Here is a 13,808-nt window from a genome sequence, read left to right on the forward strand (position 1 = left end):
AGTCCTGAGCTCTTCAGTCCTGAGCTTTTCGGTCACGACAGCACCACCCGTCGGTCGGCCGTCGCGTACAGGAGGTCGGCGACGGCGTTGGCCAGTACCACGCAGAACCCGGTGACCAGCACCAGGCCCACCACCACCGGCAGGTCCACGATCGCCACCGAGGAGACCAGCAGCTTGCCGAGCCCCGGCAGGCCGAAGAGCGACTCGGTCAGCACCGCGGAGCCGAACATGGTGCCCAGGTCGAGCGCGCTGAGCGCGATCACCGGGGTGAGCGCCCCGCGCAGGGCGTGCCGGGTGACCAGTCGGCGCTCGGCGACACCGTAGGCGCGGAAGGTGCGGATGTGGTCCTCGGCCAGGGTCTCCAGCATTGAGGAGCGGGTCAGCCGGGCGTACTTGGCGGACTCGATCAACGCCAGCGAGACCCAGGGCAGCAGCAGTCCCCAGAACCACTGCTGCGGATCCTGGGTGAGCCCGACATAGCTCGGGAAGGGCAGCCACTGCAGATAGGCGCAGAAGAGCAGCAGGAGCAGCAGTCCGATGACGAAGACCGGGGTGGCATTGCCGGCCAGGGTGAGCGCGGTCAGCGCCCGCTCGGTCAGCCGGCCCCGGCGCAGCACGGACAGCAGTCCGGAGGCGACGCCCAGCAGCAGCCAGAGCACCATGGCGCCGAAGGCGAGCGAGGCGGTCACCGGCAGCCTGTCCCACAGCATGGTGGTGACCTGCTCGCCGGTCTTGTAGGAGATCCCCAGGCACGGCGCGTCGCAGTGCACCGAGGCCGAACCGGTCCCGAAGTCCCGTCCGGCGAAGATGCCTTGAACGAAGTGCCCGTACTGCGCCCACACCGGGGCGTCGAGCCCCAGCTGGTCGCGCACCTGCGCCACCTGCGCCGGGCTGCACCTGGGGCCGCAGGCCAGCTGCGCCGGGTCGGCGGGCACCAGGTAGAACGCCGCGTAGACGGCGACGGACAGCACCAGCAGCACGGCGACCATGCCGAGCAGCCGGCGCAGCACGAATCGGCTCAGCCCGTTCATGCGGCGGCCTCCCCGGTCTGGGACGTCTGGGACGCCTGGGACGTCTGGGACTTCTGCCGCCGCTTGCCGCGGCGTGGCCGCTCGACGCCCACCCGCAACCGCGAGGCGGCCCGCGGGTCGAGCGCGGTGCGGACGGCGTCGCCGACCACCGTGAAGGAGAGGGTGGTGACGAACAACAGCGCGGCGGGCAGCAGGACGTACATCGGATCGGACTGGAACCAGGTGGTCGCCGAGGAGAGCATCTGGCCCCAGGAGGAGGTGGGCGGCTTGACGCCGACGCCGAGGAAGGACAGACCTGCCTCGCTCACCACGTTGGACGGCAGCAACAGCGCGGCGTACGTGATCACCGGCGCGGCCAGCGGGGGCAGCAGCTCGCGCCGGGCGATCCGCCAGGTGCCGGAGCCGCCCAGCCGGGCGGCGGCGACGTAGTCGAGCTCCTTGAGCGTGAGGGTCTGCGCGCGGACCACCCGTGCCGTTCCGCCCCAGCCGAGCAGGCCGATGACCAGCATCAGCAGCAGCGGCCGGGGGAAGGAGGAGGGGACCACGGCCATCAGCGCGATGGCGAACACCAGCGAGGGCAGCGCCAGCACGATGTCGCTGAGGTTGCCGATCACCTGGTCCGCGAGCCGGTTACCGAGCCCGGCGGCCAGCCCCGCAGCCATCCCGACCACCACCTGGACGAAGGTCGAACCGACCGCCACCAACAGCGAGATCTGGGCGCCGTAGACCAGCCGGGCGAACAGGTCCCGCCCGGTGCCGGGCTCGACTCCGAGCCAGTGGGTGGAGTCGATCCCTCCGAGCGATCCCGTGGGCACGCCGCCGAGCGCCGAGTTCAGCAGCCCGTCGTGATACGTCGTCGGGTCCTGTCCCTCGATCGCGGACAACAACGGCGCGGCCACCGCGACGACGACCAGCAGGGCCAGCACCACGAGCCCGGCCATCGCGGCCCGGCTGGAGCGCAGCCGCCGCCACACCAGCACCCCGGCGGACTCCACCCGGGGGTATTCCTCAATGCTCATGACGGATCGCCAGTTCCCCTACTGCTGCTTCCCCTGCTGCTTCCTTGCTGCTACTTCACCGCGACGTCGGAGACGTCGAGGCGGCCGTCCCAGTCATTGATCACGACATTGCGGATGTCCGTGCCGTACAGCCGCTCGTAGACCGGGTGCAGCAGCGGGACGGTGTAGGCGTCCTGGCCGAGCTTCTTGTCCAGCGCGCCCCAAGCCTGGGCGGCCTGGGCGTGGTCGGTGATCGCGTTGATCCGGTCGATCTCGGCGTTCACCGCGGGGTCGTTCAGCTGCGCGTTGTTGAAGTTGGCGCCGTCGGTGACGATCTGCCGTCCGTCGAAGACCGGCGCTAGGAACGGGCCTCCGCTGGGCCAGTCGGCTCCCCAGCTGGCCAGGTACATCCCGGGCTCGGTGTTCACCGAGTTCACCAGCGAGGAGTAGTCGCTGTCCTGGACCGGGTTGAGCTTGACGGTGATCCCGGCGGACTTCAGCCCGGCCTGCACGGCCGTGGCGATCGCCGGTCCGGTGTAGCTGCCGTCCGAGGCGTCGTGGGTCAGCGTGACCGTGATCCCGTTCGGGTAACCCGCCTGCGCCAGCAGCTGCTTGGCCTGGGCGGCGTTGCCGCTCGCGCCCGCCGGGAACCAGTCGTACGGCGTGTAGCCGAAGGCCGCCTGGTTCGGCAGGAAGGTGGTGGCGGCGGTGGCCAGCGCGGAACCGCCCGCCGCGTCCACGACCGCGGTGCGGTTGATCGCGTAGGAGATCGCCTCGCGCACCTTCGGGTTGTCGAAGGGCTTCACCTTTGGGTTGAAGGCGATGTAGTAGGTCTCGCCGAAGTGCCCCGTGCCGACCCGGGAGGCGAGGCCCTTGTTGCCGGCGATCTGCGCCAGCTCCGAGGGGCCGAGGTTGGTGTCCGTGGTCACGGCCGCGGCGTCCGAGCCCGAACTGGTGGACAGCCGCTGGTTGATCACCGCGGGGTCCAGGCCCGAGTCGTAGTCGATGACGTCCGGGTAGGCCTTGCGCTGGCTGTCGGTGGCGGCGCTCCAGTACGGGTTGCGCTTGAACGCCATGGTGGTGCCGTTGTTCTGGTTCTCCGTCACCTCGTAGGGACCGGAGGAGATCGGGTGCTTGTAGTAGTTCGCCCCGGTGTCCTTGGCCTGCGGTACCGGCGAGAACTGCGTCATCGTTGCCAGGTAGGGGAAGTCGCCCTCGGGCTTGGTGAGGTGGAAGACGATCGTGGCGGCGTCGGGCGTCGCGATCGAGGCCAGGCCCTGCTTGTTCTGGTACGGACCCTGATAGCTGGCACCGCCCACCAGCCAGTCCCGCAGGTACGAGGGGCCGCCGGAGAGTTCGGGGGCGAAGCTGCGCTCGATGCCGTACTTGATGTCGGCAGCGGCGATCGGTGTACCGTCCTCGAACTTCAGCCCCGGCTTGAGGTGGTACGTCCACACCGTGGCGTTGTCGGAGGGCTCGCCGGTGTCGGTGGCCAGGTCCGGGACGACCTTCGTGCCGGCGGCGCCGCTGACGTGGGCGCGGGTGGTCAGGGTGCGGAAGACCAGCCCGGGCACGTCCCCGCCGCCGGTGGTGTAGAGCCGCGCCGGGTCGAAGTCGGTCTGCGGGTTCTCGTCGAGGACGGTGAGAGTACCGCCCTGGTGCGCGGTCGCGTCGGCGCTGGAGCCGGTCGCCTTCGGGCCGCAGGCCGCCACCGTCACCAGGATCGCGGAGACCAGGGCGACGGAGGAGACGGCGCGCAGGCCGCCCGGTATATGAGAGCGCGACATGACTGTTGGGGTGCCTTTCACTTCACTGCGACGAGTACGGAGGCCGGTGTGCGGCCCCGGAAGAAGACTGGGAGAGGACTGGGAGAAGACGGAGCAGGACCAGAGTCGGACCGGGCAGCCTGGGGCGCCCGGTTCAGCCGTCCCGCCGCGGAGGCAGTGCCTCGACGCGACCGGAGAGGACCGGCGTCAGCGACAGTGGGTGTCCGACACGCACATCAGCGCCACGCCGATCAGCACGAGGCAGTGACCGTTGGTGGTGGCGGAGGCAAGGGTGGTGCGTGGCATGAAGAGGATACTGAAGGATTTCTTATCTAATGTCAAAGCAGTCCTGATATCTCTGGCCTCGCCCCTGCGTCTGCCGCGAATGTCATCCACGCAGTTCAGAGCCCGGTGGCCGGGTTGCGGCAGGATGATCACCTGTGTTGCGGCGCTTCGCCTTCCTGGCGGTCACCCGTGCCTTCGCGGCGGTGCGGCTGTTGCCGATGAGCGATTGCGAGAAGGAATCGGAGATCCTGTTCCTGCGCCACCAGATCACCGTCCTTGAGCGGCAGCTCGGTTCCGCCTCGGACAACTGCCCCAACAGACAGTGCACTTTGAACTATCTTGCTCGGGTGGACCAGTTGACCGGCAAAGACCCGCGCTTCATCGGCCCCTACCGCCTGATCGCCCGGTTGGGGGCAGGCGGGATGGGCCTGGTGTATCTGGGGCGGTCCGAGCAAGGACGCACGGTGGCCGTGAAGGTCGTCCAGGCCGAGTACGCCGGGCACCCGGAGTTCCGCCGGCGCTTCGCCCGGGAGGTCGCCGCCGCCCGGCTGGTGGGCGGCAGTTGGACGGCAGCCGTGCTGGATGCGGACCCCGAGGCCGACATCCCCTGGGTGGCCACCCAGTACATCCCCGGGCCGGACCTGCAGACGGTGGTCGCCAAGGACTTCGGGCCGCTGCCCGAGGACTCGGTCCGCATCCTCGGCAACCGGCTCGCGCTGGCCCTGCAGGCCGTCCATGGCGCGGGGCTGATCCACCGCGACCTCAAGCCGTCCAACGTGCTGGTGACCGTCGACGGCCCGCGGGTCATCGACTTCGGCATCGCTCGCGCCATGGACAGCCTCCTCGGAGACAGCCTGCACACGCACACCGGCATGCTGATCGGCTCCCCGGGGTTCATGTCACCCGAGCAGGTCCGCGGCCTCGAACTCACCCCTGCCAGCGACGTGTTCTGCCTCGGCGCGGTCCTTCTCTACGCGGCCACCGGACGGCTGCTGTTCGGCGCCGGCGAGAGCGGGCTGAACGCACACCTTTTCCGCATCGCGGAGGAGGAGGCGGACCTGACGGGCGTCCCGGAGTCGCTCGCGGAGCTCGTCGGCGCGTGCCTGCACAAGGCCCCGGCCGAGCGGCCCACCCTCCAGCACGTCGTCGAGCAGACGACGACCGATCGGGCCACGGAGTGGCTGCCCAGTCCGGTGCTCGCCCAACTCGGTCGGCATGCGGCCGAGTTGTTGGACTACGTGCCGGCACCCACGCAGGCGCCCGTGGCGCAGCCGACGCCGGTCGCACCCTCCCCGGCATCGGCATCGGCATCGGCATCGGCGCCGCCGCAGCCGCAGTCCCCGGCTTACACCCCGACGGCACCGGCGGGGTGGGCGGGGCCGGCGGGCGCGACGCCCCCGGGATTCGGGCAGCCGCAGGGATTCGGACCGCCCCCGGGATTCGGGCAGCCGCCGGGGCCCGGGCAGGGTGCCTGGGCCGCCTCGCCCCTGTTCGCCCCCGCGCCCCAGGACTCAACGCCCGCCGACCAGATGCCCGCCCACCGAGGACGTTGGTGGGGCCTGATCGCGGTCGTGCTGGCGCAGTTGCTGGTGGGCCTCCAAGTGGGCACGTTCAACATCGCGCTCCCGTTGATCCAGATGGACCTGCACATCTCCAACGCCGAGCGGTCGACGCTGGTCAACAGCTACACGCTCGCCTTCGTCGCGCTCGTGGTGCTGGGCGGCCAGGTCGCGGACCTGCTGGGGCGCAGGGCCACGATGGTCATCGGCCTGGCTGTCTTCGCGGTGGCCTCCCTGCTCGGCGGATCGGCGCCGAACGCCGCCCTGCTGACGCTCGCCCGGGGTCTACAGGGAGCGTCGGGCGCGCTGGTCACCGTGGCCGCCTTCGCGCTGGTGGCCGTGAACTTCACCGACCCGCGGGAGCGTCGCACGGCCTTCGGCCTCTACGCCGCAGTCGCCGGCGGCGGCTCGGTCCTGGGCATGTTCGTGGGTGGCTGGCTCGCCCAACTCATGAGCTGGCGCCTGGCGTTGTACGCCGACGTCCCCGTCGCTGTGATCGCCCTGGTCGGTGCGCTCACCCTGCTGCACGAGGCGCCGCGCGGTGCCGTCGCCCGCTTCGATGTGGTCGGCGTGCTGCTCGGCACGTGCGGGACGGTCGCCGTCACCTTCGGATTCACCCGGGCCGGGACCAACGGCTGGAGCGAAGTCGGGACGGTGATCCTGCTGGTGGTGGGCGCTCCCGTGTTCGCCGGCTTCCTGTGGTGGCGGTCCCGGAACGAGCCGGCGTTCTCTCCGGGCGTCACCCCGAGTGTCGCCCCGGGCGTCGCCACGGACCGCAACAGGCTAGGCTCCGCTGTGGCCATGGTCCTGACCGGCGCCGGCGTGTTCGCCCTGCTCACGTCGCTGAGCCTGGCCGCACAGAGCGCCCTCGGCTACTCCCCTGCGGCGGTGGGGGAGGCCTTCCTTCCGATGGCTCTCGCACTCCTCCTCGGCGCGACCCTGATCTCCGCCCGCCTCGCGGGCCGCCTTCCGGCCCGCGTCCTGATCGCGGCCGGCCTGGTCACCGCGGCCATCGGGCTGGCACTGCTGACGGACGTCTCCCTTACCGCCGACTACACGACGCAGATCCTGCCCGGCCTGGTCCTCACCGGCCTGGGTGTGGGCGTGGCCCTGATGCCGCTCCTTGCCACCGCGACCTCCGGCGTCGCCCCCTCCCACACGGGCGCGGCCTCATCCACCGTCAGCGCCGCGCTCCAACTCGGCGCGGGCGCCGGCTCCGCCCTCTTCGTCACCGGCCTCCTCCACCTCTCGGGCACCTCCCTCCAACTCACCGAACTCCGCGCCACGATCCTCCACGACTACACCACCACCCTTTGGTGGGCCGCCGCCCTCACCCTCCTGGCGGCCATCGCCGCCGGCCTGCTCATCACCGCCCGCCCCGAGGACCCCGCCCCCTCCCGCTGACATCCACCATCCCGCCTCGGTCGGCGCTGCCCCGGGCACAGCAGCGGCGGGGTAGCCCTTCCGGGCGCCCCCGCTGCGGGGGCGGCTCAGCGCCTGGACATGTAGAGGATCGAGGGCTCGGTGGAGCGGTCCTTGGACGATGTCGGGATCCCAGCGTTGCCGAGCCGCACGCGGGCCCGCTGTCGTGCCCTCAGGTGCCCCATTGCTGATCCCATCTCCGTGGGCGGGTGTCGGAGTTGCGAGTGGGGAGCGTCGTGTCCGAGTGCGACCGGGTGGGGTGTGTCATAGGCGTGCCAGTTCGAGGAGCTGCCCCATTGTCTCGGTGGGCAGGCGGGTGACCGGGCAGAGGCCTTGGCGACCTGCGGGTCCGGGTCGCTGATCAGGGCGATCACTGTGGGGGTGGGCAGTTGGGGGTGGTCCGCGATGCTGCGGCGGACTGCCGGGTCCTCGTCGCGGGCCAGGTGCCTCCGTCAGCGGCCAGGTGCCACCCATGGTCGACGGCTGCAGCCAGACCTGGAGTGACGCCGGCACCCTGAGCTTCAACTTCAACCCCGACAGTTCCGGCTACTACGAGGCCAAAGAGGACTTCCACCTCTGGTAGGCAGAGACCCGTAGCACCACCACGGGCGCCTCAAACAACAGCTCCCATGTACTCAGCCCCTTGGCAAGCACACAGACGCAGGTCCTCGCGGCTCTACAGGTCACCGGCACCATGGCGGTTACCGGCTCCTGGAAGCTCGCCACTCAGCTCAACGCGTGGACCCGCGTCATCGTCCACGTTCCCGACACCTGCGCCACCACCCAACAGGCGATCTACACGATTCACATGGGCGACGGCGCCACCGAGAACCGCATCATCAACACTGCGTCTGCCGAAAATGTCATCCGCCCATTTCAGAGCCTTGCCGGCGGTTGCGGCAGGATGATCACCTGTGTTGCTGCGCTTTGCCTACTTGGCGGTCACCCATGCCTTCGCCGCGCTGCGGCTGCTGCCGATGAGCGACCGGGAGAAGGATGCGGAGATCCTTGTTCTGCGTCATCAGATCGCGGTCTTGGAGCGGCAGCTCGGTGGGGACAGGGTGCAGTTAGGTCCGGAGGATCGTGCGTTCCTCGCTGCTTTGCTGGTGCCGTTGCCTCGGGAGTTCCTGCACCGTATGCGGTTGCTGGTTCAACCGGACACCATCCTGCGGTGGCATCGTGATCTCCTGCAGCAGCGCCACGCGCGAACCTGCCGGCCGAAGCGGTCCGGGCGCCCGCCCACGGTCCGCTCGATCCGGCTCCTGGTCCTGCGGCTCGTGCGCGAGAATCCGTCCTGGGGCTACCGCAGGGTCCACGGCGAACTCTCCACTCTCGGCATCAAGGTGGCTGCCTCGACCGTATGGGAGATCCTCAAAGCAGAGGGCATCGACCCCGCACCGGACCGCGGCGCCATCACCTGGGCCGACTTCCTGCGCACTCAGGCCGATGCGCTGCTCGCCTGCGACTTCATCGAGACGGTCACCCTGACTGGCCAGCGCCAGTACATCCTGGCGGTCATCGAGCACGCCACTCGCCGCGTTCGGATCCTCGGCACGACTGCGCACCCGACCGCGAACTGGGTCGCCCAGGCTGCCCGGAACCTGGTCATGGACCTGGAGGACGCCGGAGCCACCGTCAGATACCTGATCCGGGACAGGGACTCGAAGTTCCCCGCGCTCTTCGACCAGATCTTGGCCGATGCCGGCATCCAGGTCGTGCTCACCGGCGTTCGGATACCGCGCATGAACGCCATCATGGAGCGCTGGGTGCAGACCTGCCGCCACGAACTCCTGGACCGGACACTGATCTGGAACGAGAGCCACCTGCGCCGGGCACTACGCGAGTTCGAACAGCATCACAACGCCCACCGGCCCCACCAAGCCATCAACCAGGCGGCACCACTACGCCCGGTCCCTGAACCACTCGAACCCGGGCAGATCACCCGCCTGGACATACGTCGGAGAGACCGACTCGGTGGCGTCATCCATGAGTACCGACATGCTGCTTGAACTGCACGGATGAAGTTATCGGCAGGTGCAGACCTCGACTTGCTCGGCGAGGGCGTTCGATGCTGCCCGGGAGGGCTGAGATGCAGGGAACCCGCTGGGAGCATGAAGTTGCCCCCAGATGCGCATCGTCAAGAGTGCAACTCGGCCGCGCGTGGTCGACAACATTTGACGCCGCGTCAAAGACGCCGGAAGGGAGCCGGACCTTGCAGCTCATCGGTGCCGGGGATAAAGAATTCTGGGCATCTCGACCGTTGTGGGGGATATCGGTCAACGTGGATTGACCTGGGAGCGGATTGGGAGCCGAGTGCTCCCAGTTCCGCTCCCAAACCGCTCCCAGCTGAAACAGCCCCGAAAACGCCGAGAGCCGGTATCTGATGAAACAGATACCGGCTCTGACCTGCGACTCTGGACTAACGTCCGAGTCGGGACGACAGGATTTGAACCTGCGACCCCTTGACCCCCAGTCAAGTGCGCTACCAAGCTGCGCCACGTCCCGTGACTGCGCTGCCTTGCGGCTTTGCGGTCCGTCCCCGGTCTCCCGGGCACAGGAAGAACAATACAGGATCCGGGGCCGTGCTTGTGCACAGGTTTGCCGGGGGATGTGTGCAGGTCACGGGGTCATGGCATCACGGCGTGGGCGTGCGCGAGTCGTAGCGGAGGAAGGACGGGTAACGGGCCAGCAGGAGTACGAGGCTGGCCAGGCAGGCGAGGCCGCCGGAGGTGGCGGAGATGGTGGGGGAGGTGAGCTGGGCGACCAGGCCGGACTCGAAGTCGCCGAGGCGCGGGCCACCGGCGACCACGACGATGAAGACGCCCTGGAGGCGGCCGCGCATGTCGTCCGGGGCGGCCTCCTGCATCATCGTGTTGCGGAAGATCATCGAGACGGTGTCCGCCGCGCCCGCGCCTGCCAGCAGCAGGAGGCCGAGCCAGAGCTGGTGGACCAGCCCGAACCCGGCGATGGTGAGACCCCAGGCGGCGACGGCCCAGGCCGTGGCCAGGCCGTGGCGGTGGACGCGGCTGACCCAGCCCGAGAAGAGTGCGCCGATCAGCGCCCCGACCGCCGGGGCCGCGGCGAGCAGGCCGACGGTGCCCGCGCCGCCGCCGTAGAGGGTCAGTGCGAGGGCGGGGTAGAGGGCGCGCGGCATGCCGAACACCATGGCCGCGATGTCGGCGAGGAAGGTCATCCGCAGGTTGGGCCGCTCGCGCAGGAAGCGCAGGCCGTCCAGGACGGAGGCGCGCTTGCCGGAGGCTGCCGCGCGGTCCGGGAGCATGGACGGCAGTCGCCACATCGCGTACAGGGATGCCGAGAAGGCCACGACGTCGAACAGGTAGGCGGCCTGGTAGCCCCAGAGTCCGATGCCGAGCCCGCCCAGCATCGGCCCGACCGTCAGGCCCAGGTTCATGCTGACCGAGCCGAGCGCGTTGGCCGCCGGGAGCTGCTCGGCCGGGACCAGGCGCGGGATCATGGACGAGCGCGCCGGTGCGTTCAGGGCGAAGCAGACGGCCTGCAGCGCGACCGCCGCGTACAGCGGTCCGACCGTGTGCAGGTTGAGCAGGGCCTGGATGGCCAGGAACACCGACACCACGGCCGCGCCGCTCGCGCCGAGGAGGCCCAGCTTGCGGCGGTCCATCCGGTCGGCGATCGCGCCGCCGTAGAGCCCGAAGGCCACCAGCGGGAGCAGTGAGCAGAGCCCGATCAGGCCGGTGGCCAGGGGCGACCGGGTCAGTGCGTAGACCTGGACGGAGACGGCGAGTGCCGTCATCTGCTGGCCGACGCCGGACACGGACTGGCCCAGCCAGAGCCGCCGGTAGTGCGGGTGCTCGCGCAGCGGCGTGATGTCGGCGAGCGCGCTGCCCGCGAGCCGCCGCAGGCGGCCCGCCGCGGACCGCGGTTCGGAGCCGGGCTCGGGCGGAACGCCGGGAGCGGCCGGAACGCCTGCCTCGCGAACGGGCTCGGGTTCGGGCGGATGGGAATCGGACTGCTGTGCGGTGGCCACGGGGCATCTTCGCCCACGTCCGATCGCCGGTGGCAGCCGGTCCCGGTTTCGTGACCTGCTCGCGACCGAGGACAGCCGACCTACTCGATCGACCTACTCGATGCGGCGGAAGAGGCCCTCCTGCATCACCGAGACGACCAGCTGTCCGCTCCGGTCGAAGATCTGCCCGTGTGCGAGGCCCCGGCCGCCGACCGCGATCGGCGACTGCTGCTGGTAGAGCAGCCACTCGTCGGCCCGGAACGGCCGGTGGAACCACATTGCGTGGTCCAGTGAGGCCATGTCGAAGTTCCGCTTGCCCCACAGCGGTTCGACCGGGACGCGGACCGAGTCGAGCAGGGTCATGTCGCTGGCGTAGGTGACCGCGCAGGTGTGGATCAGCGGGTCGTCCGGGAGGGAGCCGTTGGTGCGGAGCCAGACGGCGCTGCGCGGTTCGAGCTCCTTGACCTCCTCCTCGGTCCAGCGCAGCCGCTCCACGTAACGCAGGTCGAATGGCTGACGGCGGCTGATGAAGGGCGGCAGCTCGCCCAGGACCGAGCCGACCTCCTCCAGCGCGGACGGGACCGACTCCGGTGACGGGACGTCCGGCATGGTGACCTGGTGCTCGAACGGCGACTCCTCCGGCAGGTGGAAGTCGGCGGTCAGCGCGAAGATCGTCTTGCCCTGCTGCACGCCCAGCACGCGCCGGGTGGTGAACGACCGGCCGTCCCGGATGCGGTCCACCTGGTAGACGATCGGGACGCCCGGCGTGCCGGGGCGCAGGAAATAGGCGTGCAGCGAGTGCACCGGGCGCTCGGGGTCGACGGTGCGCCCAGCGGCGATCAGGGCCTGACCGGCCACCTGGCCGCCGAAGACCCGCTGCAGGGACTCCTCGGGGCTGCGTCCGCGAAAGATGTTGACCTCGATCTGCTCGAGGTCGAGAAGGTCCACCAGTCGGTCGACAGGACTGCCCACGAGGTTCCTCGCTCTCCATCTGTACCGCTCCACCGCAGCAGCTGTACCGCTCTACCGCTCTACCGCTGCACTGCTCCACTGCTGCGGATCCATTGTCACAGCTCACCGGGGTGGGTGACTTGTCCGGACGCGTACAGGAGGTCAGAACTTCGGGATCGTCCGAGCCTCGCGGGCTGCCGCGGCGACATCCGCGAGCGACGCGCCGGTCGACGCGGCGACGACGGCCGCGACGCCGCCCTCGACGAAAGGTGCGTCGACCAGTACCACGTCGTCGCGGCCCAGCTCGGCCAGGACCAGGCGCGCGGTCAGTACGGCGCTGCCCAGGTCCGGGAGCAGCAGCACGCCGGCTCCGCCGTCCGCTGTGGCCACGGCCGCCTCGATCCGTTCGTAGCCGGTGCCCAGCGCGCCCTCGGGACTGCCGTCGTCCATCCCGCCTGCGGGGACCACGCGGACCAGGCCGCCGCCGAGCGGATCGAGCAGCTCGCGCAGACCGTCCGCGAGTCGCGCGCTGTGGGAGACCAGCACCAGACCCACCAGGCCCACCAGGTCAGATGAGCTTTCACGTGCAGGACGTGCGTTCGACATATCAGCACGATCGGTGGGCGCGTTGCTGCTCTCAGTCATGTAGCGATGCTAGTTTCGGCCTCGCCGAAGTCGGAGCATTGCGACACAGAAGTACAGAAGTCAGAGGTACAGACGTACAGAAGCACAGAAGCAGCGCCCGAGGAGGATCTGGTGAAGAAGTTCCTCAACACCCCCGAGTCCGTCCTGGCGGACACGCTCGCGGGCCTGGCGGCGGCGCATCCGTCGCTGCGCGTCGAGACTGGCAGTGCGGGCGGCGGCGGGCCGTTCGTCACGCGGGCCAGCCGGACCAGGCCAGGAAAGGTGGCGCTGGTGTCCGGCGGCGGATCCGGGCACGAGCCGCTGCACAGCGGCTTCGTGGGCCTGGGGATGCTGGACGCGGCCTGCCCCGGCGAGGTGTTCACCTCCCCGGTGCCCGGTCAGATGCTGGCCGCCGCGCAGGCGGTGGACAGCGGTGCGGGCGTGGTGTTCGTCGTGAAGAACTACACCGGCGACGTGCTCAACTTCCAGATGGCGGCCGAGCTGGCGTCCGAGGACGCCGGGATCCGGGTCGAGACGGTCCTGGTCGACGACGACGTGGCGGTGCGCGACTCGACCTGGACGGCCGGGCGGCGCGGCACGGGGGCGACGGTCTTCGTCGAGAAGATCGCCGGTGCCCTGGCCGAACGCGGGGCTGGGATCGGCTCGGTGGCGGACATCGCGCGGCGGGTCAATGCCCGCTCCCGCTCCTTCGCGGTGGCGCTGACCGCGTGCACAACTCCCGCCAACGGCAAGCCCGGATTCCAACTCCCGGACGACGAGATGGAGATCGGCGTCGGAATCCACGGCGAACCGGGGCGGAGCCGTCAGAAGCTGGCCTCGGCACGGGAGGTGGCGGCATTGGCCCTCGACGCGATTCTGGCCGAGCCGGTCTTCGACGAGAGTGGCGACAACGAGAGTGGCGACCCGGATCCGCGCGAGGTGATCGCGATGGTCAGCGGGCTCGGCGGAACCCCGCTTTCGGAGCTCTACATCCTCTTCAACGAGGTGGCACGGCAGTTGGACGTCCGGGGGATCACCATCGCGCGCAGCCTGGTCGGCGACTACGTGACCAGCCTGGACATGGCGGGGGCGATGGTGACGCTGTGCCGCGCGGATGACGAACTGCTCGACCTGTGGGACGCGCCCGTGAACACTCCCGCGTTGCGCTGGGGCGTATGACATATCGT

Annotated in this window: 9 protein-coding genes and 1 tRNA gene; 3 read left to right on the forward strand and 7 right to left on the reverse strand. The window is 69.9% G+C overall.

Annotated features, from left to right (window positions below; genetic code table 11):
* Positions 1–32: 32 nt before the first annotated feature.
* The 3 genes from ABH928_RS27715 to ABH928_RS27725 are packed head-to-tail and all read right to left on the reverse strand — an operon-like array spanning position 33 to position 3,816.
* Positions 33–1,022 (reverse strand): ABC transporter permease, encoded by a 990-nt coding sequence (locus ABH928_RS27715; protein ID WP_370071402.1) that lies wholly within the window; start codon positions 1,020–1,022, stop codon positions 33–35.
* Positions 1,023–1,027: 5 nt separating this feature from the next.
* Positions 1,028–2,050 (reverse strand): ABC transporter permease, encoded by a 1,023-nt coding sequence (locus ABH928_RS27720; protein WP_370071312.1) that lies wholly within the window; start codon positions 2,048–2,050, stop codon positions 1,028–1,030.
* A 50-nt stretch (positions 2,051–2,100) separates the two neighbouring features.
* Positions 2,101–3,816, reverse strand: coding sequence for an ABC transporter substrate-binding protein (locus tag ABH928_RS27725; RefSeq protein ID WP_370071314.1), 1,716 nt, complete (start codon positions 3,814–3,816; stop codon positions 2,101–2,103).
* 419 nt (positions 3,817–4,235) lie between these two features.
* On the opposite strand from ABH928_RS27725, the gene ABH928_RS27730 reads away from it, so the two are divergent.
* Positions 4,236–7,043, forward strand: coding sequence for an MDR family MFS transporter (locus tag ABH928_RS27730; RefSeq protein WP_370071316.1), 2,808 nt, complete (start codon positions 4,236–4,238; stop codon positions 7,041–7,043).
* A 932-nt stretch (positions 7,044–7,975) separates the two neighbouring features.
* Positions 7,976–9,070 carry an integrase core domain-containing protein gene (locus ABH928_RS27735; protein ID WP_370071318.1) on the forward strand — a complete coding sequence of 365 codons (1,095 nt, stop codon included), beginning with the start codon at positions 7,976–7,978 and terminating at the stop codon, positions 9,068–9,070.
* A 422-nt stretch (positions 9,071–9,492) separates the two neighbouring features.
* On the opposite strand, the gene ABH928_RS27740 is transcribed toward ABH928_RS27735, so the two are convergent.
* The 4 genes from ABH928_RS27740 to ABH928_RS27755 all read right to left on the reverse strand — a co-directional run bounded on the left by ABH928_RS27740 (position 9,493) and on the right by ABH928_RS27755 (position 12,603).
* Positions 9,493–9,566 (reverse strand) — tRNA-Pro (locus tag ABH928_RS27740).
* Positions 9,567–9,696: 130 nt separating this feature from the next.
* The gene (locus ABH928_RS27745) at positions 9,697–10,941 is read right to left on the reverse strand and encodes an MFS transporter (RefSeq protein ID WP_370071403.1); all 1,245 of its coding nucleotides are present in this window, start codon (positions 10,939–10,941) and stop codon (positions 9,697–9,699) included.
* Positions 10,942–11,160: 219 nt separating this feature from the next.
* Complete coding sequence (tesB, locus tag ABH928_RS27750) at positions 11,161–12,018, reverse strand: acyl-CoA thioesterase II (RefSeq protein ID WP_370071320.1); 858 nt, start codon at positions 12,016–12,018, stop codon at positions 11,161–11,163.
* Between the two features lie 141 nt (positions 12,019–12,159).
* Positions 12,160–12,603: a PTS-dependent dihydroxyacetone kinase phosphotransferase subunit DhaM gene (locus ABH928_RS27755; protein WP_370071404.1), complete on the reverse strand. Its 444-nt coding sequence runs from the start codon at positions 12,601–12,603 to the stop codon at positions 12,160–12,162.
* A gap of 150 nt (positions 12,604–12,753) precedes the next feature.
* On the opposite strand from ABH928_RS27755, the gene dhaK reads away from it, so the two are divergent.
* Complete coding sequence (dhaK, locus tag ABH928_RS27760; RefSeq protein WP_370071322.1) at positions 12,754–13,800, forward strand: dihydroxyacetone kinase subunit DhaK; 1,047 nt, start codon at positions 12,754–12,756, stop codon at positions 13,798–13,800.
* Positions 13,801–13,808 lie beyond the last annotated feature (8 nt).

This window comes from Streptacidiphilus sp. MAP5-3 (assembly GCF_041262505.1).
Taxonomy (GTDB): Bacteria; Actinomycetota; Actinomycetes; order Streptomycetales; family Streptomycetaceae; genus Streptacidiphilus.

Coding starts and splice junctions, on each gene's coding strand:
- ABH928_RS27720 (WP_370071312.1), bottom strand. CDS start 2,050: ATGAGCATTGAGGAATACCCCCGGGTGGAGTCCGCCGGGGTGCTGGTG.
- ABH928_RS27725 (WP_370071314.1), bottom strand. CDS start 3,816: ATGTCGCGCTCTCATATACCGGGCGGCCTGCGCGCCGTCTCCTCCGTC.
- ABH928_RS27755 (WP_370071404.1), bottom strand. CDS start 12,603: ATGTCGAACGCACGTCCTGCACGTGAAAGCTCATCTGACCTGGTGGGC.